Origin of the sequence: Emticicia aquatica, assembly GCF_923079645.1 — a bacterium.
Lineage (GTDB): Bacteria > Bacteroidota > Bacteroidia > Cytophagales > Spirosomataceae > Emticicia > Emticicia aquatica.
Map to the genome: position 1 here is coordinate 860,255 of NZ_CAKLPY010000002.1, position 26,426 is coordinate 886,680.

Below are 26,426 nucleotides of genomic sequence, written 5' to 3' on the forward strand. Positions count from 1 at the left end.
AAAAGCATCGCATGAAAATGCTTTATTCTTAAAAACCATTTTTTTATAATGAAAAAACTCCTGTTTTCTGTTTTATTATTTCCTTTTCTTCTTCAAACAAACGCACAAGAATTAAAAACCAAAATCAATTGGTTTAACCTTGATTATGAAAAAGACGGTGTTCGCGGAATGAGCGTTGAGCGTGCTTATAATGAGTTGTTGAAAGACAAAAAAGCTACGCCTGTGGTAGTAGCTGTTATTGATGGTGGAACTGACGTAAACCATGAAGACTTGAAAGACCGCCTATGGACAAATACAAAAGAAATAGCTGGTAATGGCAAAGATGATGATAAAAATGGTTTCATTGATGACATCAACGGTTGGGATTTTATTGGTGGAAAAGATGGTACTGACGTAAACCACGAGCAGTTGGAAATGACTCGAATTTTGAAACAATTGAAAGATAAATTTGGCGACAAACCTTCAAAAAAAGTAATTCGTAAAAACAAAGCAGATTATGAGTTTTTACAAACTTTACAAAAAGAATTTAATGAAAAAAGAGCTGAAAGCGAGCAATATGCTCCTTTTTATAAACAAGTTTACGCCAATTATGTTGAGTCTGAAAAAATATTGAAGGAATACTTAAAAACAGATAAACTTACAAAATCTGCAATTGCAGGAGTCGATGAAAGTCAGGCCGACCGTAAAGTAAGAGCTGCCAAGAAAACAATCGAAAAATTTGATGAGTTAGGAGCAACAGGTGCCGACATAAAAGAAGCAGCCGAACACTATGAAAGTGAATTGCAATACAATTATAACCTTGATTTTGATGCCCGTAAAGTTGTTGGCGACAAACCCAATAAACTCGAATATGGCGAATATGGCAACAACGAGGTAACTGGCCCAGAAGCGATGCACGGCACACACGTAGCTGGAATAATCGGTGCAAATCGCATGAATAATTTAGGCATTATGGGTGTTTGTAATGATGTGAGGCTCATGGTTGTTCGTACCGTGCCTGATGGAGATGAACGAGATAAAGACGTGGCCAATGCCATTCATTATGCAGCTGACAACGGAGCTTCAATCATTAATATGAGTTTTGGAAAAAAATATTCGCCTGAAAAAAAATGGGTAGATGATGCCGTAAAATATGCCCAATCGAAAGGTATTTTGTTGATTGCTGCCGCAGGAAATGACAACCTAGACGTTGATGTGGATGTGCATTACCCAACGGATACTTATGAAGGCGGCGGTATTGCAGAAAACTGGATTTCGGTTGGTGCTTTATCTTGGAAACCCGATGTAGATGCTGTGGCCACATTTAGCAATTTTGGAAAGAAAAATGTTGATGTCTTTGCTCCTGGTGTTGATATTTATTCAACTGTTCCAGGTTCAAAATACGAAGAAAAAAGTGGCACAAGCATGGCAGCTCCAGCAACAACAGGCGTTGCGGCTTTATTGAAATCCTATTTCCCGAATCTAACTGCTGCACAAATCAAAAAAATTATTTTAGATTCTTCCGTGAAAGTACCTGATTTTAGAGTAAAGAAACCAGGAAGTGAAGAAATTGTAAAATTTGAAGAGTTGTCAGCTACTGGTGGTATTGTCAATGCTTACAATGCCGTAAAAATGGCGATGGAAATGAAATAATATTCCCAATCAATAAAAAAGCACTTCTAAATTGATTTAGAAGTGCTTTTTTATATCCAATCCTCGGGCTTTTTATTCTTTTGAAAAAGAAAATCTAGCACTGTAATTAATAAAAACTATTTTACTGCTTTCAAACTCAAATCAAGACTTTTGGCAGAATGTGTTAAATAGCCCATTGAAACATAATCAACACCACAATCAGCGTATTCACGTACATTTTTAGGTGAAATATTACCCGAAGCTTCCAAAGGAAAACGGCCATTAACAATCTTTATGGCTTCTTTGATATTTTCAAAGCTAAAATTATCAAGCATAATTCTAACTACACCGCCAATTTCTAGGGCTTCTTGCAATTCACTCAAATTACGAACTTCGATTTCAATCGGTAAATTTTTGTTATTAACTTTCAAATATTCGTGGGCTGCATTTAAAGCATTTTTGATACCTCCAGCATAATCAACGTGATTGTCTTTTATCAAAATCATATCAAACAAACCAAAACGATGGTTTACTCCTCCTCCAATTTGAACGCCCCATTTTTCAATCATTCTGAAACATGGCGTTGTTTTTCTAGTATCTAAAACCTTTGTTTTTGTACCTTCAAGAAGTTTTACAACTTGTTTTGTGGTGGTTGCAATGCCACTCATGCGTTGCATGCAATTTAGCACCAAACGCTCGGCAGTCAAAATTGAGCGGTCACAACCTTCAACATAAAAAGCAATATCTCCAAACTTTACTGGTTTTCCGTCTTTAATCAAGACTTGCACTTTTAAGTTTTTATCAACAATTTTGAAAATCATTTTTGCTAATTCAACTCCAGCCAGAATTCCTTCATCTTTCACCAAAAGTTTGGCTTTACCCATTGCATCCGCAGGAACAGTTGAAAGTGATGTATGGTCTCCGTCGCCTACATCTTCGGCAAGTGCATTTTTTATAAACTTCGTTATTGCTCTTTTATCTAATTTCATTTTTGATAAATTCTATTTTATATTTTCTCCAATTATTCGCAAACCTTCTAAAGTCAACTCTCTATTTACTTCCACAAACTCGCCGTTTAAAGTCGAAATAATCGACGAAAGTCCACCCGTAGCGATAGCAATACAATCACCTCCAAGCTCGGCTCTAATTTTATGAATCATGTTTTTCACCAAGCCTTCGTAGCCCCACAAAATACCCGACTGAATGGCATGAACAGAATTCTTACCAAGCACAGACGTAGGTAAAACCAAAGGTACATCGGGCAATTGGGCCGTATTTGAAAACAATGCTTTCACGGCGGTGCGTAAACCTGGTGCAATAGAAACACCCAAAACTTTTCCGTCTTCCGAAACCACTGTAAAGGTCAAGGCTGTTCCGAAATCAACTACAACACAGTTTCTTTTGTATTTTGTAAAAGCAGCCACAGCATTGGCTACCAAATCGCTGCCGATTTCGTCAGGATTATCAATGGAAACTTGAATCTTCTGGAAAATATGAGCGTTCACAACAATCGCTTCTAAACCAAACAAATTGCTAATCAATGATTTAAAAATTGGTGTCAAAGACGGCACAACGCTACTCAAAACCACTTTATTGATGTCTGAAAAACGCAGGTTGTTTTCTAAAAAATATTGGCGAAAACGATATTCAAAATAAACATAATTTTCGTCTTTCAATGACTTAATCCTGAAATTATGGAGCAGCTTTTCGCCCTCGAAAAGCCCAAAAACGGCATCAGTATTGCCAACGTCTATGACCAATAAATAATTCAATCGCGTATTGAGTTAAGTTCAAAGTTTACAAAAAACGACAATCTTTCAAAATATACCTCAAAGAACAGCTTTTCTTCGCAAAAATACAAAGCCGTTTTCTTCCTTAATAATCTCCAAATTAGAATTATTACGATATTGCTCAAGTCTATCCACTCTTGTAACGAAAAAAACAGGCTTATCTACTTTACCATTGAGTAGCCAATTTTCATAGGCTGCGTCTTTTAGTATGGCTGCATTTCCACTATTAATTGGCTTTTGAAAATAAAATAAATGAGCATAACTTTTAAATCCTAACACATGAATATACACATTTTGTCCACGTTTCGATTCATAAAAATCAATTGCAGCTCCTTGTGTATATCGCTCAATTTTGGGAACAACAATTGCCCCAAACAAAAACAAACAAAGTGCCGTTGCCAATGATAATGTAGTAATAAATAACTTCTTGCGATTTTTAATAGTCGATTTTGAAACTGCATATTTCACAACAACAAAAACGATTACTGCAAAGTAAACAATCCCAATTAGCATTTCGTAAATATGCCATTCTACTGGTGCTTCGAGGTTTTTAGCTGCAAATTTGTCTTTGATTAATGGAATAAAACTATCGGCATTCATACCCACGTATGGAACAGCCGCAAGCACCAATGACAAAATAAATCCTACCGAAATCAATCCAAAACTCATCCATTTATTCCAAGTAACTTTATCGGTAAGCCAATCATATAGAAACTTCGTTGCCAAAAACGAAACAGGAAAATAGGCCATTGATGAATAATGAACAATTTTGGTAGTAACGATGCTAAAAAGAATCATCACAACCCAAAATACAGTTTTCATCCACGCCAAGAAAACACTTAATTCGGTCGAGGTTTTATCTTCTTTTGTATCAGAATAAGTAAATGCTCTGATGGCAAAAATCGAAATCGGGAAACAGCCAATCAGCACAACAACAAAATGATAATAAAAAGGCTGCCCATGACCAGCATCGGGTGTACTAAACAATCGAATTTGGTAAGTAATAAACTCCTCAAAAAACCATAACCCATTGTTTATCAACTCATTAGCAAACCAAATTGATGTAACTAACACACACGTTATCGCAAAAGTAAAAATCTGTTTCCAAGTAAATATTGGTCTGAATTTTTCAAAAATTGCCCAATAAAAGAACACAGTTAGCCCCCAAATTAAGCCACCAACAGGCCCTTTTGTCAAAATCGAAAGTCCAATAAAAATACCTGACACTAACGCATTAATAAATTGTCTATTAGGCTCGATTTTAGCTCTATAAATAAAGTAAATACCCAAGAAAATACAAAGATTAAATGTTGGGTCTATAATGCCCGATTTGAAATACAAATGTGGTGTAAATGCTCCCAAATAAACCAAAGACCAAATAAACCCAAAAGTCTGATTTTTGAGTTTCTTGCCTACAAAAAATAATGTTAAAAGCGTAATCAGCCCAACACAAGCATTAGGAAAACGAGCAGCGAATTCGTTAATACCAAAAAGAGACATTGCACCCGTCTGCATCCAGAAAAAGAGTGGTGGTTTTTCCCAAAATGGTTTAAAATCAATTTGTACTCGACTATAATTTCCAGTCAGTAACATTTCTCGTGCCGATTCGGCAAAATTTATTTCATCCCAATCAAACAAGTGAACATCGCCCAAAAATGGAAAATAAAAACAAAGCCCCAAAACGGTGATTATCAGTATTTTAGTAGAAACTTTAGTGTTAGTGTACATTATTTATGTATCGAAAGATTAGCCAAACTATGGTTAAAAAGAGTTGAAAAATCAGCAAAACAATCTGTTTATCGAAAAAAAAGCTTTAGGTAATATCTTCTGTGTTAATTTATTCGCAAAAATACAGACAAGTGGGTTTGAAAACATTACACCTTTAGTATAAACATAAATAAAATTCAACTGTATATTATTTAGTATGATATTTGATAAACTCTACTTTTTTAAGAATAATAAATCATTGATAATCAACTAAAAATCCATTATAAAAAAATCATTAAAATGATAATAATTGAAAATAAATATCGTAATTTGTATTAATTAATAGCTTTACAAGAAGCATAACCATTTTCAAAGTGCCAAGACAAATTGAAAATATTATACGGAAACTCAACAAAACAATAGAAGAGTTTTATCCTGAAGACGTAAAGATAGACTATAAAAAGTATCTTGAAAAATCAGGGCTTATTAATCTGCTCAATAATCAACAAGGAAACCTCAATTTTTTGATTGACATAAAGCAATTAAAGGTCATTCACATGAGTGGAAGTATTTTCGATTATACTGGCTATCAAATAGATGAATTTGGTGACAATGTGTTGGAAAAGTTTATCACTTTGCTTGCTCCAAAACATACTAGTTTTTTCAGTATTTATGTTCCATTGACATTAAATATTTTGAAATCTCTCTCCTTAGATTGCAAATCAAGACAATTTTATAGTGTTTGGGGAATAAAACTACAACATAAAAACCAAAGAAGTATAAGATGGTATTTCAATATTATTCCTCTTGAATTTAATGAAAGCCAAAATCCAACGCTTATTTTGGTTTCGATTCAAGAAGTTACGCACCTCATCAAAGGAGAAGATTACATCATTCGAGCTGCAATTGGTGAAAAAGAGAAGAAAGTTTTTGTTTATTATTCCAATGAAGACAAAACTATTGAGAATGACATTATTTCCGAACGAGAGCGAGAAGTTTTGCAATATATATCGCAAGGATTAGATACAAAAAAAATTGCGAGCATCATGAAAATAAGCCCAAATACTGTTGATAATCATCGACGTAATATGCTTGCTCGAACTGGAACTCGTGATACTACTGCTCTCATTCAGATTTGTCGAATGGCTGCAATTTTATAGTTTTAAAGCTAAAATAATTACTTAATTTAAAGATTATTTTTAATAAAATCAAAAAAAAGTTGCTATAAAAATATTATTTTCCAACATTTTTGTTCAAAAACACAAACACAAATAATTGACTATAAGCATTTTATGCAAAAAAACAGTTTATGTAGTCAAAATGACTATTGCCATAACGACAAATTTTCGAGAAATCGCACACTAAACTAAGAAATTCACTTTTTTAGTCACAGCAAAAGTTGTTTTGGGTTCATCGGGGGACATCTTATGCCCCCTTTGCCTTTACTTAACCACTATCAAATATATATTTTGTAAAAAGGCACATTTGTTCATGAACAAATGTGCCTTTTTATTTATCACTATTTTATACCCAAATATATAAAAAAGCCACCAGATTAATTAATCTGATGGCCTGTAATTATCAGTGTGGATTTAATAGATTGTTCACAAAATTGGTAAGAGTTTTTGAGAATAAAAATTGACCTAAATCAATAAATACTTAAAACGACATGAATATGTTATTTTTTAATATGTAATTAATCCTATTTTTTTCAACGTTCTGCTCTTTTTGAACGAACACGACTGAGAGTTTCTGGCCGAATATTGAGGTAAGAAGCGATATATTTTTGAGGAATTCGATTGATAAGTGTAGGAAATGTTTCTTCAAACCAAGCGAGTTTTTCTTCAGAAGATTTATACCTCATTAGGAGTAAAAATTTTTCGTAGGTTACTAGATTTTGTTCAGTTACCAAGCGTCCAACTCGCTCCATTAGCGGTACTTCAAAATAAAGCTGTTGTAAGTTTTCTTTGGAAATAAATAAACCTTTCACTTTTTCAATTGCTTTTATGCCCATTTCGGTTGGCACTTCATCTATAAAACTAATTGAAGAATAAACAAAACTACCTTCGGGCATTAGCCAGTGGGTATTTACTTGGTCAGGATTTGAGTAGGAATATTCTTGTAAAACGCCTTCTTCTACAAAAAAAAGTTTGTCGTTTATTTCGCCAATTTGTAGAATAATTGTATCTTTTTCAAATGAAATCGGTTCAAAGTAATTTCCAATTTTTTTAAGTTCTTCTTCTGTAAATGAGGCAAATTGTTGTATCCCTTGCAGCAAAGGATGGTCAAAACTCAGCATAGTCGTCTTTTATTTTTTTGTGGAAGTTAGTTGGTGCAAATTAACAAAATAGTCTAATAAGTTCAAAATAATGTATTTTGAACTTATTAGACTATTTAATCAAGAACCACTAATATAATTTAGGGAAAACTTGAGGTTTTGCTTCGTGCATCATTTCATAAGCCGCATCGAAGATAGTTTCAGCATTAGGTTTAGAGAAATAATCTCCATCAGAAGCGTACGCAGGGCGGTGTGGCTGTGCGGAAACGGCTTTAGGAGCAGAATCAAGCCAACGGTACGCATTTTGATTATCAAGGACTTCCTGCATCATATAAGCTGCTCCGCCACCTGGCACATCTTCATCTGCAAAAATGACTCGGTTCGTTTTCTTGATTGATTCAACTATTTGATGGTTAATATCAAAAGGTAACAATGATTGTACATCTATAATTTCGGCACTGATGCCAATGGCTTCCAAATCAGCCGCTGCTTCCATTACAATTCGGCACATCGAACCATAAGTCACAATTGTAAGGTCAGTACCTTCTTTCAACGTTTCTGGCACACCTAATGGAACACAAATCTCGGAAAGGTTTTTCGGCAATCTTTCTTTAATTCGATAACCATTCAAACATTCAATGATTAAAGCGGGATCATCCCCTTTAAGAATGGTATTATAAAAACCCGCTGCTTGCACAAAATTACGTGGAACTAAAACGTGAACACCACGCAAAGCTCCCAACATGGCCGACATTGGTGAACCTGAATGCCAAATTCCCTCCAAACGATGGCCACGAGTACGAACGATGAGCGGAGCAAGTTGTTGTCCAACTGTTCGGTAACGCAAAGAAGCTAAATCATCAGTTAGCGTTGGTAAAGCATAATAAATGTAATCAAAGTATTGAATCTCTACGATTGGTCTTAATCCTCGCATTGCTGCTCCAACACCTTGACCAATAATAGTTGTTTCTCGAATACCAGTATCTGTTACTCGAAGTTCACCATGTTTTTCTTGTAGACCAGCAAACCCTTGATTTACATCGCCGATTTTTCCGACATCTTCACCTAAAGCAAAAATCCTTGGGTCATTCTCAAGTAAATTATCAAAAAAAGTATTGATAATTTCACGTCCGTCAACCATCGGACTATCTTGATTAAAAATTGGACTAACTTCTTTAACATTCATGGGTGAAGTTGGGTATTCACTCAATAAATGTGAATTAAATCTTTTATAGTTTTCAGGTGCAACTTCTTTCAACCAGCCCAAAATACTTTTCTTAGCTGAATTATCTTCAAAACGTAACAATCTTACGGCCTTTTTAATAGTTGAAATAACATCTCGTCTGACAGCATTCTCTGTTTTTTCAAGATTTTCTCTTAATTCAGTTATTGCTTTGGCATTTTTACTTTCGGCTGAGGCTTTTTTCAATAAAGTAATTGCCGAATCGTATTCTGGTTTAAGCGAATCTCGATAAGCTGTCCAAGCAGCATTTCTTGATTTTTTGGCAACATCTTTTGCATTCGCTTCAACTTCACTGATTTCAGTCTCGGTAGCATGACCATTGGATAAAATCCATTTACGGAAATGAACATTACAATCGTATTCATGTTCAAAACTAAGTCTTTCTTTTGATTTGTATCTCTCATGGGAACCTGAAGTTGAGTGTCCTTGCGGTTGTGTTACTTCAATCACATGAACCAAAACAGGAACATGTTGGTCACGAGCATAGAGAGCCGCTCTTTGATAAGCCTCCACTAACTCTACATAATTCCATGCACGAGCAACAATTATTTCTAAGCCATTTGAGCCATCTTTTCGCTGAAAACCAGCCAAAGCTTCCGAAATACTCGATTTGGTAGTTTGGTATTCTATTGGAACAGATATTCCGTAGCCATCATCCCAGACCGAAAATATGATAGGAATTTGCAAAACTCCAGCCGCATTGATAGCTTCAAAAAACATTCCTTGTGAAGTAGAGGCATCACCGATTGTAGCAAAACAAACTTCGTTTCCATTATGAGAAAACTTTGTAAGTCCTTGTAAACCAGCATTTTGTCTAAATAATTTTGAAGCATAAGCCAATCCAATGGCACGGGGCATTTGTCCAGCCGTTGACGAAACATCACAAACGGTATTGTACATTTCCGTTTGGTCGAGCCACTCACCCTTGGCATCCACCCAACAATTACCGTAATGGGCATTCATCGAACGGCCACCCGTAAATGGGTCGTGAGCAACATCTGTATGAGCATATAATTGGGCAAAAAATTGTTGCCACGTGAGTCCACCAACTGCAGCTAAAAAAGTTTGGTCACGGTAATATCCTGAGCGAAAATCTCCTTTACGAAAAACCTTCGACATAGCAATTTGAGCCAATTCTTTACCATCACCAAAAACGCCAAATTTGGCTCGTCCCCTAAAAACATCCTGTCGTCCGATGTAACTTACTTCTCTACTTTCGCAAGCAATTCGGTAATCGTTTAGTACTTCTTCTTTGGTCAAAAGAACATCAGTCGAGGTGATTGGGTCAAGTAGGTCATTCATAAGATGAAATGTAGAGCGAGCAAACCGCCGCTAAGGTAAAATACACCACACATAACTCGTTAATTTTTAGGCTAGAAATTAGTTGTTATACTAACTAATTTTAACGTAAAGTTAGAAAAAAATATTCCAATTTTCAAAATATTAAGAAATGGCACGATTTTGTTAATGACTTGTTAAAAATTTGGTAGATATATATTAAAAAATGTTTATTTGTATTGTTAATTTGCTTTACTAATAACAAAATTATTTTCAAACTTAAAATCAATTAAATCTAATGAAAAAATTACTTTCAACGATTGCAGTAGTTTTTGCTTTTGTAGCTTCAATTCAAGCACAAGGAGTATTGAAATTCAATAAAGAAGTGCATGAATTCGGTAAAATAACAGAAGGGCCATTGGCTACTTATAATTTTGAAGTAACAAACACTGGTACTGCTCCAGTAGTTATTTCAAACGCAATGGCTTCTTGCGGTTGCACAACTCCAGAATGGTCTAAAGATGCAATCATGCCAGGTGGCAAAAGTGTAATCAAAGTTGGGTATAACACTTCTGGTCGCCCAGGTGCGTTCACAAAAACTATTACAGTAACAAGTAATGCAGAAAATGCAACTGTTATCTTGACAATTAAAGGAGAAGTAACATCTGCTCCAGCACCTGCAGCTCCAGCCGCAGCAACACCAAATGCTAAGAAAAAATCTTAATCTGAAAAGATTTATTGATAAACAGAGCCTCTCGTAAATTACGAGGGGCTTTTTTTGATATTTACTACCATAAAACACATCATTTTTCTTTTACATAAACATATTTATAAAGCTCAAAGCGTGACTTACCATGCTTTGAGCTTTATATTTTCTAAGAATTGACCCCAAATTTTATTGGATATAAATACCAAATTTTTATATTTGACTATTAGAATCAAATCAAACATCAACATTCACTCTTATATTTATGAATTTCCTTTGTATTTGTACTTATTTTAAAGGCGTTGAATTCCTAAAGTCATGCAAGGCGGAGGGAAATACTGTATATCTACTCACCAATCAAAAATTACAAGATAAAGCTTGGCCTCGTGAGTCAATCGACGAAATATTTTACTTAGATAACATTGAAAATTCATTTGATACTTATCAAAAAATTCTAGTCGGTTTAGCAGGTTTAATGCGAAGCAAAAAAATCGACCGAGTTGTTGCTCTCGATGATTTCGATGTTGAAAAAGCCGCTTTAGTACGAGAACATTTTCGTATTCCAGGTATGGGACAAACAACTGCTCGCTATTTTAGAGATAAACTCGCCATGCGAGTACAGGCACAAGATGCTGGCATTGCTGTTCCGCCATTCAGTTCGCTATTTCATGATATTGACATTACGCAATACCTCGAACGTACTTCTCCGCCGTGGGTCATAAAACCTCGTTCGGAAGCTTCGGCTGCGGGTATCAAAAAAGTAAATAGTTTTCAAGAAGCTTGGGATACAGTTCATAGCTTGGGCGATGAACGACATAATTTTTTGATAGAGCAATTTAAACCTGGTAATGTCTATCATGTAGATTCGCTGACATTAAACGGAAAAGTTATTTTTACGAGATGTAGCCAATACCTCAATACGCCTTTTGAGGTTGCCCATGGTGGTGGAATTTTCCGCTCGGTAACAGTTGAGCATGATTCAGAAGATGATGCCGCCCTCAAGAAAATGAATGAAGATGTGATGCGTGCTTTTGGTATGAAATCGAGTGCATCACATACCGAAATGATTAAATGCCATGAAGATGGTAAATTTTATTTCCTCGAAACCGCTTCACGAGTTGGAGGTGCAAACTTGGCCGAAATGGTTGAATATTCATCAGGGGTTAATTTATGGCGAGAATGGGCAAAAATCGAAACTTTAGTAGCTACGGGTGGCACTTATGAATTGCCTAAAGTAGAAGATTATTATTCAGGAATTGTCATTTCGCTTTCATCGCACGAATATCCAGATTATTCTCCTTTTAATGACGCAGAAATTGTCTGGAAAATGAACGAAGAATACCATATCGGACTCATCGTTCGCTCAAAAAGTCGTGAAAAAGTACTTGAATTGATGGAAAAATATGCCATGATGATTAGAGATTTGGGCTATCATGCTTCGGCTCCTGCTCCTGATAAACCTGTGCATTGATAAAAATAAAATAACGTCTATTACAAAACACCAAGCATCTCTTACCTAACCTTATGAATCAGCAATCAATCATAGATTACGTAAACAATCATCCTTCGGGAAAAGTAAAACTCGCCATCGCTGATATTGATGGCGTTTTACGAGGTAAATATATAAGTAAACAAAAGTTTATGTCGCTACTTGATGGTGATTTGGGTTTTTGCGATGTAGTTTTTGGCTGGGATATAGCTGATGTTTGTTATGATAATAGCACTTTTACAGGTTGGCATTCGGGCTATCCTGATGCAAAAGCAAAACTTGATTTAAGTACCTTTCGTAAAATTCCTTGGGAAAATGATGTGCCGTTTTTCTTGGCTGATTTTACCGAATCTGCTGCCGAAATATGCCCACGAAATGTACTAAAACGAGTGGTTCAAGAAGCCGAAAATGCAGGTTTCAAACCTTTCTTTTCACAAGAATTTGAATGGTTTAATTTTGAAGAAACTCCCGCTTCGATTCATCAAAAGGGCTTTCAAAATCTTACGCCATTAACTCCTGGAATGTTTGGTTACTCGTTGTTACGCAGTAGTTTGCGAAACGATTTTATGACCGATATTTTTGAACAACTAAGTCAATTTGATATTCCAATCGAAGGGCTTCATACCGAAACTGGGCCAGGTGTTTATGAAGCAGCCATCACTTATTCAGATATTTTATCTGCCGCTGATAGAGCCATTTTATTTAAAACTTCGGTCAAAGAAATTGCAAATAAATTGGGTATTATGGCAACTTTCATGGCAAAAATCAATGAAAACCTGCCAGGTTGTAGCGGTCACGTACACCAAAGTTTGTGGGATATTGAAGAAAAACAAAATCTTTTTTACGACGAAAAAGCAAGTAATTATATCAGTCCACTCATGGAAAACTACATGGCGGGGCAATTGCATTGTTTGCCATATATTTTACCGATGGTAGCTCCAACAATCAATAGTTACAAACGCTTAGTAGAAGGTGCTTGGGCTCCAACAACACTCACTTGGGCTGTTGATAATCGAACAGTCGCTTTGCGAGCTTTGCCTTTGGGCAAAAAATCTTGTCGCTTAGAAACTAGGGTTGTTGGCTCTGATACAAATCCTTATTTGGCATTGGCAGCTTGTTTGGCTGCGGGTTTGTACGGCATTCGTAAAAACCTTAAACTCAACCAACCTGCAACCATCGGAAATGGTTATCGTGATAATAGTAATGGGGTTTTGCCTAGTAATTTGTACGAAGCAACGCAAGCCATGAAAAACTCTGATATTCCCAAAGAATTATTTGGTGAAACTTTTGTTCAGCATTTCACACAAACCCGTGATTGGGAATGGCGACAACACGCCAAAGTGGTAACCGACTGGGAACTGAAACGCTATTTTGAAATTGTTTAATTTGAGTTCTTTCAATACAACTCTACCTATAAAACTAAACTTTTATGATAATTATCGTTGTCTTTTTGGCAATCGCCTTTATTGTTATCTCTTCCACTTGGTTCAAATTGCATCCATTGGCTGGTTTATTATTGGCTGCATTGGCTGTTGGAATTTTTGCGGGTTTACCAATCGATAAACTAGCTGAAACTATTGGTAAAGGCTTTGGCGAATTGATGTCAAAAATTGGTTTAATGGTTATTTTAGGTTGTGTTATTGGGTCAATTTTAGATAAATCTGGAGCGGCAATCAAAGTTGCTGATATTATTCTGAAGCTTTTCGGTGAAAAATACCCCGCCTTTGCAATGTCAGTTATTGGAGCGATTGTCGGAATTCCAGTTTTTTGTGATTCTGGATTTATTATTCTTTCCAAACTTAATAAAATTGTTGCCAAGAAAACCAATCGTCCACTCGGTACAATTGCCATTGCTCTTTCGGGTGGACTTTTTGCAACTCATACGCTCGTTCCGCCAACACCTGGCCCACTTTCGGCTGCAGGAAACTTGAATCTTACAGATTCTATTGGCTTAGTGATTTTGGTTGGTTTAGTTGTATCAATCCCAAGTTTGTTTGTTTCTACTTGGTTTGCTCAAAAATTTGCTAAAAATGTAACAATAATTGAAGATACAGAATTGATTATCAAAGAAATACCAGAACACAACATACTTCCCGCTTGGAAAGCGTTCATGCCGATTTTATTGCCAATTTTATTAATTACAATTGCTTCTTTTGCTAAAATCTCACTTTTACTCAGCGATAACGTTGTTCATTGGCTCAGTTTTTTTGGAAGTCCTTTGGTTTCATTTTTATTAGCGATTGGTTTTTCTTATACACTTTTTCCAGAAAACCCTGCCGACAAACTTTTATCTTGCTTCAAAAGTGGCATTGAGCATTGTGGAACGACACTCGTTTTGGTCGGAGCGGGCGGAGCTTTTGGTGCAATTTTGAAAGAAACCGCTTTAAAAGATATGATTAGTCATTGGCTTTTAGCAAATCAAACTTCTGGTGTTTTATTTTTGATTATCGCATTTTTGGTAGCCGCTTTTTTCAAAACAGCACAAGGGTCAACTACCACTTCAATGGTACTTACATCTGGAATTTTAGCTCCTTTAGCTAGTGCAGTTGGTTTTATCGAACCATTAGACTTAACACTTTTGGTAATGGCTGTTGGAAGTGGAGCAATGACTGTTTCACATGCCAACGATGCTTGGTTTTGGGTAGTTTCACAGTTTACTGGACTCAATCAGCATGATGCTTATCGAACACATACCTTACTTTCGGGCTTACAAGGAATAGTAAGTTTAGTAGTTGTTTGCTTGATTTATTTGCTTTTTTAAGTATTTTATTCGTGGCACAATAAACAATCATGCCACGAATTTTTTCTACACATTCAGCCAATAAGTCATTTTCAAAATCAAAGTCCTATTTTTCGGTGTCCAAGACTTGATGTAATAATTAGGAATATTTTCAGCAAAATAATTATCAGTATAAACCAAAAATATGTCGGAAACTGGTCGAAAACGCCATTGCAAACGAGAATTAATATTGGTATTATTTGTTTGCGTATTGTATTGAAAAAATGTACTAAAAAACACACTTTTCGAGAAAGATAACTCAGCACGTGGCCCAAGTAGCCAATATTCTACGCTATTATACGGTTTTGGCAAATCAATTTTTGTGTAATTACAATCCAACGAAAACACACCATAAGGCTGATAACGATAGCCTATGCTTCCTTCAACAAAAATAGCATTTCCATTAAAATATTTTCCTTTATTGACTTCAAAAGAGCCGTTTAAATTATTCCGACGACTGCTGGTGTAGCCTATGCTCCAAAACTTTGAACGATAATCTCCAATGGGTAATTCGGCAACATTTTTATATGTGTCAGGATTAGGATTATCGCTGGCATTCGTTGGGTCATAAGTAAAAAATAGGTGCGTAAAACTATTGGTATAGGCAAAAAATGCCTCCGCTCCTGACGAATTGTTGGCAAACAAGAAAAGTGTCGTTTCGCTATCCAGTTTTTCTCCTTTCAGGCTAAAAACATCATTTCCTTCTGTTCCGATACCATAAGTATTAATAAATTTACCTACTTTTTTCGATTTCGGATTCAAGATAATTTTGGCTGGACGATAAATTTGCCAAATCCCTGTTCGTGGCACATAACCCACTTCGGCACGAAAATTTTCACCGATACGTTCTACTCCCAAATTAACATCAACGTGTGGATGATGATAACCCATAAAATGAGCCGCACTGCTTGCATCTTTTTTATTTTCAGGCGAAAAAGATTGATGATAGTAACTTTCAGACTCAAAACGACTATCTTTTGAGTAAAAATTAAATTCCAATCCACCCACGCGATTATATTTTCTATAACCCGCCGTTTGGTCAGATGAAAGGTTTGAAAAATCGTTTTCTTTATTGACAAATATTCCTCCTAAAGTTGAGCGATTTAACAGTTTTCGTTGTACAACTGCTACCGAATAATTGGCCGCAGGCAAATATTTATCTTCGCCAAAGTTTACTTTGCGGGTTTGCATATTCATCACGCCTATTCGCCAATCATCGGTAAGTTTTCCACTTAATCTTGCTCCTGCTAAAATCGGTACTCGTTGCGTCGTTCCAGTATTAGGATTTCGTGTGATACCTATACGACGTGAGAAAAACGGACGAGTGTCAGGAAAACCAAAGTTTCCAAAAAGGTCATTGTTTTCAAGAAAAAACTGTCTTCTTTCAGGAAAAAACAATTCAAAACGGCTCAAATTTGTTACTTGTTTATCAACTTCAACTTGCGAAAAATCAGGATTTACCGTTAAATCTAAATTTAGAGATGGCGTAACCGCAATTTTCGCATCCATTCCGATACCTTTTGGAAAAGCCGACGTGGTTGGTAAAGCAGTCAAATCGTTGCTATTTCTTGGAAAATCTTTTTCAGAAGAAACCGACATAAATGGTATCAAAGAAACATTTGCCCCTGGCTTTGGTGGATTTTCATCCCAAATAAGGTTTCCTGCAAAAGCTAAATTAGCTGGACGAAAGTTACGTGGAACTGGTCGCCAAGTCGAAATTTCGTTCTTTTGTAATACATTTCGACCAAAATTTGCTCGCCATGAATTTTCTCCATCTGTCACTTTATAACGCAATGTTTTAAAGGGAATCGCCATTTCAACGACCCAATAATCATCATACGTTTTTACTTGCGAAAACCACTTATTATCCCAATAATTAGAAGATTCTTCGCCATTAAAAATCAAGCCTTCCCGTTGAACTCCATAAGGATTTATTGCAAATTGAAAGCCATTGAGCCTATCTTTAAACGTGTCAATATTTACTGTAAAAACATCGCTTGTTCCACCTTCAAAATCACGTTTCAATGACGCAACTGTATATAAATTACGTGGTTCATAACAAACAGCTCCGACATAAATAAAATTATCATCGAAAGTAATTTTTACCTCCGTTTGGAGTTTTGCAAAAGAAGAATCGTAAGGGCGATTTAAGAAAAAGTTTTTGGCCAAATCGGCCGATTTCCAAGAATCTTCGTCTAATAAACCGTCTAATTTAATGGGCGTTTTAGTTTTTTTGATGTGAATGCTGTACTTGTCGTCTTCTTGAGTTGCGTTATTTTGTGCCGAAAGCAAGTTAATTCCCAGCAGGATTGCTCCTACGGTAGCGTATAGTTTTTTCATAAAAGGATGTTGATGTAAATTGTCGTTTGTCCAAAATAATAGACAAAGAAATATTCCAAAAAGTTGCAAAAAACGACTAAATCATTCCTTTTGGGATATTACCTTGTTGAAATGCCACGATATTTTCAATAACGCCTTTGAGTAATTCCTTTCGAGAATTGACTCCAGCCCAAGCGATATGAGGCGTTATAATACTATTTTTGGCGGTAAGTAATGGATTAGATTTCAATGGTGGTTCGCTCGAAAGTACGTCCAAACCTGCACCAGCAATTGTGTTGTTATTAAGAGCTTCCGCCAAATCAGATTCATTAATCAATCCTCCACGAGAAGTATTAATTAAAATGGCTGAAGACTTCATCAATGCCAATGTTTGTTTATTTATAAATTGTTGATTATCAGCCGTTAATGGACAATGCAGTGTAATAAAATCACTTTCTTGTAAAAGCTTTTCCTGCGTACAAATTTCTACATTAGCCATTCCACCAACGGTCGAGTTTCGTTTGGTTGCTAAAACTTTCATGCCAAAACCTAAACCAATATTTGCCACTTTTTTCCCAATATCGCCCAAACCAATAATACCCAAAGTTTTACCTTCTAATTCGACTAAAGGATAATGATAAAAACACCAATCAGCCGCTGAAGGCCAAGTTTGGTCGATATTTTGGGCATGTTCTGTTACTCGATTTGTAAAACTCAAAATCAATGAAAAAACCAATTGAGCAACTGAAGCCGAGCTATAACCACGCACATTGGTCACCATGATTCCCTGCGATTTTGCGGCATCAATATCAATAGTATTATAGCCAGTTGCGGTTACTCCAATATATTTCAAATTTGGTAATTGAGCTATCGTTTGAGCATTGATGGTACATTTATTGGTCAAAATAATATCTGCATCTTTGGCTCGCTCAACGATTTCGTTTTGGCTAGTTCGGTCGTACAAAGTCACATCACCGAGCGTTAATAAAATTGATAAACCTAAATCATTGAGCGGATTTAGGGCATAAGTATCAAGATAAACAATCTTCATTTTTGTAAGGTTGAATAAGGGTAAATTAGATTAATGATTACTCTAACAAACTCAATATATCTTCTTTTGAAAGTGATTTTACGAAGTTTTCTTCAGTAGTAATTAAGTTATCGAATAGTTTACGTTTGTTGCGTTGTAAAGTCAGTATTTTCTCTTCTACCGAATTTCGGGTAATAAATTTATAGGTGAAAACTGTATTTTGTTGACCAATTCGATGGGCTCTGTCAATGGCTTGAGCTTCAATTGCAGGATTCCACCACGGGTCGAGTAAGAAAACGTATTCGGCAGCGGTAAGATTTAGCCCTAAACCGCCTGCTTTCAAGGAAATCAAAAATATTTTTATCGAAGCATCATTTTGGAAAATATCAACTTGTTCTTGTCGATTACTCGTCGAACCATCTAAATAACAATATGGCATATTATTTTTATCGAGATAATGCCTAAAAATATCTAAATGCTTCACAAATTGACTAAAAACCAAAACTTTGTGACCTTCTTCCACAACCGTTTCGAGTTTTTGTAATACTTCTTCATTTTTTCCCGAATCGCCTTCGTATTCGTGGTCAATCATTAATGGATGATTAGCTAATTGACGTAATTTTGTCAAACCTTGTAAAACAGCCATTTGTGATTTCCCAAAACCTTTTTCTTCAATTTGTTCTAAAATGATATTTCTGTAATACGATTTTGCTTCTTCATAGCATTTTTCTTGCTCTTCGGTCATATCGCAATAATGAATACTTTCTACTTTTGGAGGTAATTCGGTAGCGACTTGCGACTTGTGTCGTCGCAACATAAAAGGCTTTATCAAACTATATAAACGTTTATTCTGCTTCTCGTCTTGGTGTTTTTCAATCGGAATTTGATATTCATTTTTGAAATAACTTTGTGTTCCTAAAAGTCCAGGATTGATAAAAGTCATTTGCGTCCATAAATCCATCGTACTATTTTCAAGTGGCGTACCAGTCAAAATCAAGCGACTGGCAGAATTAAGCTGCATAACTGCCTTAGAAATATGCGAACTAGGATTTTTGATTGACTGTGATTCATCCAAAATCACGTAATTGAAACGATAATCTTTGATAAAATCAATGTCGATTCGCAGGATACCGTACGATGTCAAAATCAAATCGTAATTCCCAAACTGTTCAGTGTTTTTTTCTCGATTTGTTCCTGTATAAATAAACGCTTTGAGCGATGGCGTAAATTTCTCAATTTCTTTCAACCAGTTATAAATCAGTGACGTTGGCATGACCAAAAGCGTAGGATGTTCGGCCAAACCTAACTCTTTTTGTGACTGTAAAAACGCAAGCGTTTGAATCGTTTTTCCAAGACCCATATCATCAGCGAGGCAACCACCCAATTTGTATTCTGCCAAGAATCGTAACCAATCATAACCAGCTTTTTGGTAAGGGCGAAGGTTTGCATTTAATGCTTTTGGAATGTCGTATTGGTCAATTTTTTCAAAATTACGTAACCTTTCTAGCTTTCTTGTAATGACCGAAAACGCTAAGCCTTCATCAGTTAAATCTTGTACTAAAACGAGGTGATGTTTCTTCAAAATTGTTACATCTTCATCAAGTTTATCCACGTAGCTAAACAACTCCGAATACCTCGTAAACCATTCTTCAGGAATAACCGCAATTTGACCATTCGGCAACGTAAATTCTCTTTTGTTGGCCATTATCAAGCTTCTAAGTCTCAAAAAAGGAATCTCAAAATCGCCAAAACGAACTTTTGCTTTAATATCAAACCAATCGTTTTTTTCTTCAATATGAACTTCAATCGAAGAATATCCCAAAAAATATTGTTTTTGGGTTTGACTGTTTTCTACTTGTTTTACTTCAAAATTATTTTCTGATAAAGTCTTCGCATTGAGTTGTAACCACGAAAAAGCAGGTCTTTTCGGCACTAAACTTCGACCTTGACGCACATCTAAGCCCAAATCTTTGAGCAGATTTACTTGGGTTTTTTCATACTTCAAATCTCGTTTTACTTTATGAAAAAGCCAACTATCTCCTTGTCTTTCCACACTTACATAGGCTTCTGCCGAAAAACTATCAAATCGAAAAGTATAATTGCCATACTGAAACGACAAATCAAAAACTATTTTACTTTCGCCATCATTTTCTTCTTCATCGTCTTCATTTTGCTCAAAAAGTGTCACAGAAGCTTTCTTTGCAGCAATTATTTCTGAAATTGCCAGCAATGGTTTAGGTTCGTGTTTTTCAAACCTGATTTCAAAACCTTGAGCGAAAACATCAAATTGTGCTACCAACGGAGCGATAAATTTTTGGTAATATGTTTCCTCAATATTTCGAGGAATAATGATATGATTTTTATTCAGAAAAGGCTTAAGTTTCTTCCCATCAACTTGTTTCTCAAAATGATACAATTTATCATCAATGAGTAGCCAAGCGGGTTCTTCGCACAAAATTCGAGCATTTTTAAATTGAAATTGTACCCGTTCTCCACCACATTTTATACTCGGGAAATAATGCGTATTTTCTTCATTTCGGATAAAATTAAAATATGCCTTCGCTCCTTCCTGAATATTCTTGATGGCCTTCCAAGTTGGGTCGCCATCATTACTCATAATGTAGATTTGTTTCAGAAGTAGTTTTTCCAAAATCTCGGCTCGATGCTTTTCCATATAACCGTGAATCGTTTCTTGCAATAATTTATCCCCTTTTTCGGGGTCAAATATTTTCAAGAAAAAATCTAATGGAGCGAGTTTTTTTGTACTAAACTTTTTAACAACTGCATCTTGTTGAATCGCTTCGGTAAGTTTCACTAAAGTATAATCATCTGCATCAATTCTTTCGGCAAATTCAAAAATATTTTTTGATGAGACACTCTGATTTTGTAGCGTTAGTTCGCCTTTGCTATTGAGTTGCACAACGTAAGCCTCAAATAAAAATCCCAGATATTCATGCTCAAATAATGAATAAACAATCTGAAAAGGTTGCAAAGTAGATACTTTCATATTAACGAAATAGGAAGCCCTCCCACTCGGGAATTTTGGTGAAACCAATCTTATCTGTGACATTTCTCCATTCTTAAATTAATCCAAACTGCAAAAATGAACAAGATTAGTCGGTAAATCAAATATTAAGACTTCAAAAAAGCAGTGTTTCAAAATAAAAATACTGTTTAAAGCAAAGCCCAAACAACGAATATATATCAATGAAGGCGAGGAAACAATAAAGAGGAAGGGTTTTTATTAACAGCAATAAACTTTGTGCCCTAAGTAAATGTTAATTGGTAAGTTTATTTTCGTTTAATTAACTCTACAAAATCAAAATCATATTCGTTTTTGTCATCTTTGATATGTGAAATTCGAGAAATTTCTGACCATTCACTCCTATCAAGATTTGGAAAAAAAGCATCTCCTTCCATAGAAGTTTTTACTTCTGTCAAATAAACTTTATCAGTTATTTTAAGAGCTTGCTCATACACATTACCTCCACCGATAATAAATATTTCTTCGTTTCCTACGTAGTTTTCAGCAATCTCTATGGCTTTTTCTAGCGAATTAGTTTGTAAAACTCCTTCTGGAAATATTAAATCTTTTTGTCTAGAAATAACAATATTTGTCCGATTCGGCAACGCTCTTCCGATAGAATCAAAAGTTTTACGCCCCATAATCACCGAATGCCCCGTGGTCAAAGCCTTAAATTGTTTAAGGTCGGCCGAAAGCTTCCAAAGTAACTGATTATCTTTTCCAATTACGCCATTATTGGTCGTTGCAACTATTATTGAAATCATCTTTTTAGGTTTTATTGATTCGGATTTAGAGCTTAGATTTTGTTTTTGACTATTAATAATTAACGTAAAATTACAAAAATATTTTCTTGATTGAAAACCTATTAAGGAGCTTCAAGTTATCTTAAGTTTTTATAATTATTTAAAAATCAAAGTTTCAAAATATAAAACCCAATTCTTTCATTTTGATGCCCAATCTTAACCCTTCAACCGTCTCAAAGACCCTTCTTCATTTTTATTTTTTCAAAATCAAAATATTTTTCTCAATTTAGAGTTAATATGGCATTGTGGTTGCATAGTAAAAGCAAACACTAACAACCTCAACCACAGATGAAAATTCGCAATCACCGAGAATACACAATTGCCTACGAAAGGGCAGCTACTATGATAGATGCTGGTTTTGGTGGAAATTTTGAACGAGAAAGATATTTTCGTGAAATAATTAATGCAATTATTGAATACGAAAAAATTGCTACGCATCAGATATTTCCCAATACGCCCGTAGGCATGAGTGCTTAAAACGAGCAATTAACCCATGTCTTTTTTTGACCGAGTAAAAAAATTATTTAGTTCAACTTCTGTACCTTCATCAACCGATGAAAATGCACCGATTTTGACAAATGAAAATGTAGCTATTACAAACGATTCGACCGTTGTCCCTGTCACCGAAGTTACGCAATTTTCTCCTGAAATGGACATCGTTCCATTTTGGCTTGAAAATGAAGATGCTTTGCGTGATGAAGGAGTTATTTTTGGGCTTTCGGAGACAAGAGCTGAAGAAAAAGTCGGAGCAATTCGTAATTATTTCGCTCATCAAACCGCCGAATTAGAAAAAACCGTTGAATATCACTCCGAAAAAATTGGAGAACTTAACCTTTTTATTGAGCAAAAAGAAACGCGTATCAACGAACTCGTCGAGAAATCTCGCATTCTCGAAAATCGTGAGCGAACAGACCACCAACTTCCCCGAACACTCATCGGTATTATTTTGTCATTGGTCATGTGTGTTGGCAATTATTACCTAATTGATGAGTCTATTCTGACCAATTTTCCTGCAAATCATACGGTTATTGCACTTGGAATTTTCTTAGCAGGAATGTTTAATTTGTTTAATCCTAAATCTTTTTTTCACGAAAAAGAAGCTGTTTTTACGTGGCGACAATTACTCGAAGAAGTTGGAATGCCTTTGGCAGCTTCGGCTTTTGTATTTGTACAATCACTTGATAACCAGTCTCTTATTCGTTCATTCGCTCTATTTCTCTTCGTATTTTTCTTGTTCCTTTTTGCTGGAAAATTATTGTTGAGCAATTTGACTGTACTAAAAAACGATTCAGGTATTTGGACAGATAATCTTCGTTTACAAAAAGACAAAATCAGCAAAAGCCAAGAATGGGAAGCTGAAGTTTCAAAACTCAAACTTGAAATTGATGAATTGAGAATCGAAAAATGGAAAATCGTTGATGTTTTAAAATCGCCAGAATCTGAATTAAAACGCCTCAATGAAAGACGTGAAATGCTTGTAAAACTATTTGAAAGTGAGTTTAATTTGGCTCGTAGTTACCGTGAAAAATTAACTGGCAAACAAATACAAGATATTTTGAAATGATAAAGCCAATCATCGAAGAAGAAGAGTTTAACGGTATTGTTTTTACACAAGCAACCTTGCGAAAAGGCGAATACGAAAATTGTAGTTTTAGCAATTGCGATTTTTCGGGTTTACATTTATCAAATTTTGATTTTGTTGATTGTCTATTTGAAGATTGTAATTTGAGCAATGCAAAATTGAACAATACTTCTTTGAAAAATATAAAATTTAAAAGCTCTAAACTTTTAGGGGTAAATTTTGGGGAATGTAATACTTTTTTGTTTTCAGTTAGTTTTAACGACTGTTTCTTGAATCTAGCAACTTTTTATAAATTAAAAATGAAAGCTGCTAAATTCAGTAATTGTAACCTCAAAGAAGCTGATTTCACCGAAACCGACCTAACAAATGCGGTTTTTGATGCTTGTGATTTGAGTGGAGCAATATTTGAAAACACCATTTTAGAAAAAGCTGATTTGAGAACAGCCACCAATTTTTCAATCGACCCTGAATTGAATCGAATCAAAAAAGCAAAGTTTTCAATGACAGGTGCTTTGGGATTATTAAATAAGTACAATATTGACATTCAATAAAAATATGGAAAATCCAGAAAATTATTACAATTCCGATTTTCAACATGGATATGTAATTGGTGTAGAAAACATCAGAAAAGATAAAGATAAGGAAGAAGACCCTTATGAAGGTTATCTTTCAAGCCATATTACGTACGAATGGCTACAAGAACGTATCGCCGAAAAACAAGTTGAAGTAACTAAACTCGACGCTGAGATTGCAGAAACCAAAGAAAAGCAAAAAACTTCGTTCGATAAGCTGCAAGAACACGTGATGGGTATTGGTACTCATTCTCGAAAAGTTGGATTTATACAAGAACAAATTAACAACAATTCGCAAAGACTGACTTATTTGGAAGATAAACGCAATCGTAGCGAATCTCCATATTCTTTGTTTGCAGGCATTTTATACTTTTTTGCAGGAATTGCTTTTGTTACTGGCGACTTGATTATCTCGCACGAAATTGTTGCTTACGCCCTAAATATTCGAGATAATTATGAAGCTTGGGCTTTTGCTATTGGCTTGGCTATGCTTTCAGTTCTATTGAAACCTGCCTACGACAGACTCGTTGAACAACCTTATATCAACGATTATTCGCCCCAAACAAAGCGAACTTATGCTATTTTTCAAGGTTTTTTGATTGCATTTTCGGTGGCTACCATGCTTATTTTAGGTTGGTTCCGCTATGAAGCTTACAAAACTGACAAACTAAAAGAGAGTATTAATAAACAAATAAAATCGATGCAATTGGGCAGCCAATCGATGGACCCAACCGCCACCTCAGCAACTGATAATCAAGCGATTATTCAGAAAATGGACGAACAACTGAAAGCTTATGACAAACTAAATCTCGACCTCGTAAATAGTCCATGGGCGTTGATGTCGTTTGTATTAAGTGGCGTTTTATTTGCAATTGCAGGAGCTATTTGTCTAGGAATTTCTTTCCCAATTATGCAAGCTTATTGGTACAGATGGCTGCAAGCTGGGCCTAGTATTCAGCGAATTAAAAAGAAAAATCTGAAATTAATTGAAGAGTTGAAAATTGCTGAAGATGAGTTAGCACAACAAGTTATTCAGAAAAGTATTTTAGAGAATGACTTAGCTTTATTGCCAAATCTCAATGAATTAAAAGCTGAAAAACGAGAAATCGTTGCTCATATTGAAGAAATGCTCAGTCGCTCAAAAGTAGCCGACCAAGACCGCAGAATTAATACATTTGATGATGGTTTGGAAAAAGGCAAAGCCAATCGTGAAGAAATGACAGAAGATGAATACGAAGAATTTAGAAGCACTTCGGTTCGTCAAATGCGTAATGCCCAAGATACAAAAACTGATTCAGGCCCGAAAGTTTATCGAAATAATGGTCTGCGTCCGCACCAAGCACTTCGCAAAGTTATTACCGAGCAATTTAATCAAAATTAAGCCTTGATAAGTAATTGATAATAAGCAATTTAAGTCGATATTTCGATTTGAATTGCTTATTTTTTTAATCATTCTTTAATTAAATTGTACTTTATAAAGAACTTTTGCACTTTTCAATGATATTTTTAGGAAAAGACATACTTTTATTTAGAAATTTGTACCGTAAACAAACGAAAATACATTATGTCAAGCAAAAAAATTGATTTTCTTCTTCCTGCTGAGGTAGCCGCTGGTGCAACTTCGGGTATTTTATTGGGTGATTTTAACAATTGGGACTCTAACAATGGAGTTGCTTTAAAACAACAAAAAGACGGTTCATTAAAAGCATCACTTAGCTTACAATCGGGTTCGTACGAATACCGTTATTTATTAAATGATGGCCGTTGGGTAAACGACACACAAGCTTCAAAATATAATTATAATTCTGAATTCGCCATTGAAAACTGTGTAATTGATGTAATTGCGGAAGTAGCTAAAGAAGCAACTCCAGCAAAAGCAGTAAAAGCAAAAGCTCCAGTTGCAGAACCTGCTACCAAAGCAGCACCAGCGAAAGCGGCAAAAACAAAAACTGTTGCCGAACCAAAAGTAGAAGCAAAAGCAGCAAAAACTGCTAAAACTAAGAAAGCATAATTAGTAGCTTTCCTGAATTTAGCTTAAAATATTACAAAAAGGTCTCTTGAATCGTTATCAGGAGACCTTTTTGTATTTAAACATTAGTTGAAATTAAACTTTAAAGTTTTCTATAAGAGTGATAAAGACTTTGAATATTTTTTATCAAAATCAGAACACGTTGTTTAAATTCATCTAATATTTATGAAAATCAATAAATCGAA

General features: G+C 35.3%; 20 protein-coding genes. 11 read left to right on the forward strand and 9 right to left on the reverse strand.

Annotated features, from left to right (window positions below):
- Window positions 1-48 precede the first annotated feature (48 nt).
- Window positions 49-1,632: a S8 family peptidase gene (locus MJQ71_RS13260; RefSeq protein WP_238807106.1), complete on the forward strand. Its 1,584-nt coding sequence runs from the start codon at window positions 49-51 to the stop codon at window positions 1,630-1,632.
- Window positions 1,633-1,748: 116 nt separating this feature from the next.
- Here the strand turns inward: MJQ71_RS13260 and nadC are convergent, their stop codons facing one another.
- Genes nadC through MJQ71_RS13275 form a run of 3 tightly spaced genes read right to left on the reverse strand, consistent with a single transcriptional unit; the run spans window position 1,749 to window position 5,129 of the window.
- Window positions 1,749-2,600 carry a carboxylating nicotinate-nucleotide diphosphorylase gene (nadC, locus tag MJQ71_RS13265; RefSeq protein ID WP_238807107.1) on the reverse strand — a complete coding sequence of 284 codons (852 nt, stop codon included), beginning with the start codon at window positions 2,598-2,600 and terminating at the stop codon, window positions 1,749-1,751.
- 12 nt (window positions 2,601-2,612) lie between these two features.
- A complete protein-coding gene (locus tag MJQ71_RS13270) occupies window positions 2,613-3,383 on the reverse strand; it encodes a type III pantothenate kinase (RefSeq protein WP_238807108.1) in 771 nt (256 codons plus the stop codon).
- 57 nt (window positions 3,384-3,440) lie between these two features.
- Window positions 3,441-5,129: an ArnT family glycosyltransferase gene (locus MJQ71_RS13275; RefSeq protein ID WP_238807109.1), complete on the reverse strand. Its 1,689-nt coding sequence runs from the start codon at window positions 5,127-5,129 to the stop codon at window positions 3,441-3,443.
- Between the two features lie 353 nt (window positions 5,130-5,482).
- Here MJQ71_RS13275 and MJQ71_RS13280 point away from each other — a divergent pair, with 353 nt between their 5' ends.
- A complete protein-coding gene (locus tag MJQ71_RS13280; protein WP_238807110.1) occupies window positions 5,483-6,268 on the forward strand; it encodes a response regulator transcription factor in 786 nt (261 codons plus the stop codon).
- A 551-nt stretch (window positions 6,269-6,819) separates the two neighbouring features.
- Here MJQ71_RS13280 and MJQ71_RS13285 read toward each other — a convergent pair.
- Both MJQ71_RS13285 and MJQ71_RS13290 read right to left on the reverse strand, forming a co-directional pair.
- Window positions 6,820-7,407, reverse strand: coding sequence for a Crp/Fnr family transcriptional regulator (locus MJQ71_RS13285; protein WP_238807111.1), 588 nt, complete (start codon window positions 7,405-7,407; stop codon window positions 6,820-6,822).
- A gap of 109 nt (window positions 7,408-7,516) precedes the next feature.
- Window positions 7,517-9,931 (reverse strand): alpha-ketoacid dehydrogenase subunit alpha/beta, encoded by a 2,415-nt coding sequence (locus tag MJQ71_RS13290; protein ID WP_238807112.1) that lies wholly within the window; start codon window positions 9,929-9,931, stop codon window positions 7,517-7,519.
- 274 nt (window positions 9,932-10,205) lie between these two features.
- Here MJQ71_RS13290 and MJQ71_RS13295 point away from each other — a divergent pair, with 274 nt between their 5' ends.
- From MJQ71_RS13295 to MJQ71_RS13310, 4 genes are all read left to right on the forward strand, one after another.
- The gene (locus MJQ71_RS13295; RefSeq protein ID WP_238807113.1) at window positions 10,206-10,631 is read left to right on the forward strand and encodes a DUF1573 domain-containing protein; all 426 of its coding nucleotides are present in this window, start codon (window positions 10,206-10,208) and stop codon (window positions 10,629-10,631) included.
- A 247-nt stretch (window positions 10,632-10,878) separates the two neighbouring features.
- Window positions 10,879-12,084: an ATP-grasp domain-containing protein gene (locus MJQ71_RS13300; protein WP_238807114.1), complete on the forward strand. Its 1,206-nt coding sequence runs from the start codon at window positions 10,879-10,881 to the stop codon at window positions 12,082-12,084.
- A gap of 53 nt (window positions 12,085-12,137) precedes the next feature.
- Window positions 12,138-13,487, forward strand: a complete 1,350-nt coding sequence (locus MJQ71_RS13305) for a glutamine synthetase family protein (RefSeq protein WP_238807115.1) — start codon at window positions 12,138-12,140, stop codon at window positions 13,485-13,487.
- A 44-nt stretch (window positions 13,488-13,531) separates the two neighbouring features.
- Entirely contained in the window at window positions 13,532-14,863 is a 1,332-nt protein-coding gene (locus MJQ71_RS13310) for a GntP family permease (RefSeq protein WP_238807116.1), read from the forward strand.
- Window positions 14,864-14,908: 45 nt separating this feature from the next.
- Here the strand turns inward: MJQ71_RS13310 and MJQ71_RS13315 are convergent, their stop codons facing one another.
- From MJQ71_RS13315 to MJQ71_RS13330, 4 genes are all read right to left on the reverse strand, one after another.
- Window positions 14,909-17,221 (reverse strand): DUF5916 domain-containing protein, encoded by a 2,313-nt coding sequence (locus tag MJQ71_RS13315; protein WP_238807117.1) that lies wholly within the window; start codon window positions 17,219-17,221, stop codon window positions 14,909-14,911.
- A gap of 76 nt (window positions 17,222-17,297) precedes the next feature.
- Entirely contained in the window at window positions 17,298-18,251 is a 954-nt protein-coding gene (locus tag MJQ71_RS13320; RefSeq protein ID WP_238807118.1) for a D-2-hydroxyacid dehydrogenase, read from the reverse strand.
- 37 nt (window positions 18,252-18,288) lie between these two features.
- Window positions 18,289-21,237: a DEAD/DEAH box helicase gene (locus MJQ71_RS13325; RefSeq protein ID WP_238807855.1), complete on the reverse strand. Its 2,949-nt coding sequence runs from the start codon at window positions 21,235-21,237 to the stop codon at window positions 18,289-18,291.
- A 284-nt stretch (window positions 21,238-21,521) separates the two neighbouring features.
- Entirely contained in the window at window positions 21,522-22,019 is a 498-nt protein-coding gene (locus MJQ71_RS13330) for a dihydrofolate reductase (protein WP_238807119.1), read from the reverse strand.
- Window positions 22,020-22,346: 327 nt separating this feature from the next.
- Between MJQ71_RS13330 and MJQ71_RS13335 the strand changes: the two genes are divergently transcribed.
- The 5 genes from MJQ71_RS13335 to MJQ71_RS13355 all read left to right on the forward strand — a co-directional run bounded on the left by MJQ71_RS13335 (window position 22,347) and on the right by MJQ71_RS13355 (window position 26,223).
- Window positions 22,347-22,535 (forward strand): hypothetical protein, encoded by a 189-nt coding sequence (locus MJQ71_RS13335; protein WP_238807120.1) that lies wholly within the window; start codon window positions 22,347-22,349, stop codon window positions 22,533-22,535.
- Between the two features lie 16 nt (window positions 22,536-22,551).
- Entirely contained in the window at window positions 22,552-23,622 is a 1,071-nt protein-coding gene (locus MJQ71_RS13340; RefSeq protein WP_238807121.1) for a hypothetical protein, read from the forward strand.
- Window positions 23,619-24,191 (forward strand): pentapeptide repeat-containing protein, encoded by a 573-nt coding sequence (locus MJQ71_RS13345; RefSeq protein ID WP_238807122.1) that lies wholly within the window; start codon window positions 23,619-23,621, stop codon window positions 24,189-24,191. Before MJQ71_RS13340 ends, MJQ71_RS13345 begins: the two co-directional genes overlap by 4 nt.
- A gap of 4 nt (window positions 24,192-24,195) precedes the next feature.
- On the forward strand, window positions 24,196-25,593 hold the full coding sequence (locus MJQ71_RS13350; protein WP_238807123.1) for a hypothetical protein: 1,398 nt from the start codon (window positions 24,196-24,198) through the stop codon (window positions 25,591-25,593).
- 183 nt (window positions 25,594-25,776) lie between these two features.
- Window positions 25,777-26,223 (forward strand): isoamylase early set domain-containing protein, encoded by a 447-nt coding sequence (locus tag MJQ71_RS13355; protein WP_238807124.1) that lies wholly within the window; start codon window positions 25,777-25,779, stop codon window positions 26,221-26,223.
- Window positions 26,224-26,426: the final 203 nt, after the last annotated feature.

Coding starts and splice junctions, on each gene's coding strand:
- MJQ71_RS13300 (WP_238807114.1), top strand. CDS start 10,879: ATGAATTTCCTTTGTATTTGTACTTATTTTAAAGGCGTTGAATTCCTA.
- nadC (WP_238807107.1), bottom strand. CDS start 2,600: ATGAAATTAGATAAAAGAGCAATAACGAAGTTTATAAAAAATGCACTT.
- MJQ71_RS13305 (WP_238807115.1), top strand. CDS start 12,138: ATGAATCAGCAATCAATCATAGATTACGTAAACAATCATCCTTCGGGA.
- MJQ71_RS13315 (WP_238807117.1), bottom strand. CDS start 17,221: ATGAAAAAACTATACGCTACCGTAGGAGCAATCCTGCTGGGAATTAAC.
- MJQ71_RS13330 (WP_238807119.1), bottom strand. CDS start 22,019: ATGATTTCAATAATAGTTGCAACGACCAATAATGGCGTAATTGGAAAA.
- MJQ71_RS13275 (WP_238807109.1), bottom strand. CDS start 5,129: ATGTACACTAACACTAAAGTTTCTACTAAAATACTGATAATCACCGTT.
- MJQ71_RS13325 (WP_238807855.1), bottom strand. CDS start 21,237: ATGAAAGTATCTACTTTGCAACCTTTTCAGATTGTTTATTCATTATTT.
- MJQ71_RS13335 (WP_238807120.1), top strand. CDS start 22,347: ATGAAAATTCGCAATCACCGAGAATACACAATTGCCTACGAAAGGGCA.
- MJQ71_RS13340 (WP_238807121.1), top strand. CDS start 22,552: ATGTCTTTTTTTGACCGAGTAAAAAAATTATTTAGTTCAACTTCTGTA.
- MJQ71_RS13310 (WP_238807116.1), top strand. CDS start 13,532: ATGATAATTATCGTTGTCTTTTTGGCAATCGCCTTTATTGTTATCTCT.
- MJQ71_RS13355 (WP_238807124.1), top strand. CDS start 25,777: ATGTCAAGCAAAAAAATTGATTTTCTTCTTCCTGCTGAGGTAGCCGCT.
- MJQ71_RS13295 (WP_238807113.1), top strand. CDS start 10,206: ATGAAAAAATTACTTTCAACGATTGCAGTAGTTTTTGCTTTTGTAGCT.
- MJQ71_RS13260 (WP_238807106.1), top strand. CDS start 49: ATGAAAAAACTCCTGTTTTCTGTTTTATTATTTCCTTTTCTTCTTCAA.
- MJQ71_RS13285 (WP_238807111.1), bottom strand. CDS start 7,407: ATGCTGAGTTTTGACCATCCTTTGCTGCAAGGGATACAACAATTTGCC.
- MJQ71_RS13350 (WP_238807123.1), top strand. CDS start 24,196: ATGGAAAATCCAGAAAATTATTACAATTCCGATTTTCAACATGGATAT.
- MJQ71_RS13345 (WP_238807122.1), top strand. CDS start 23,619: ATGATAAAGCCAATCATCGAAGAAGAAGAGTTTAACGGTATTGTTTTT.
- MJQ71_RS13320 (WP_238807118.1), bottom strand. CDS start 18,251: ATGAAGATTGTTTATCTTGATACTTATGCCCTAAATCCGCTCAATGAT.
- MJQ71_RS13290 (WP_238807112.1), bottom strand. CDS start 9,931: ATGAATGACCTACTTGACCCAATCACCTCGACTGATGTTCTTTTGACC.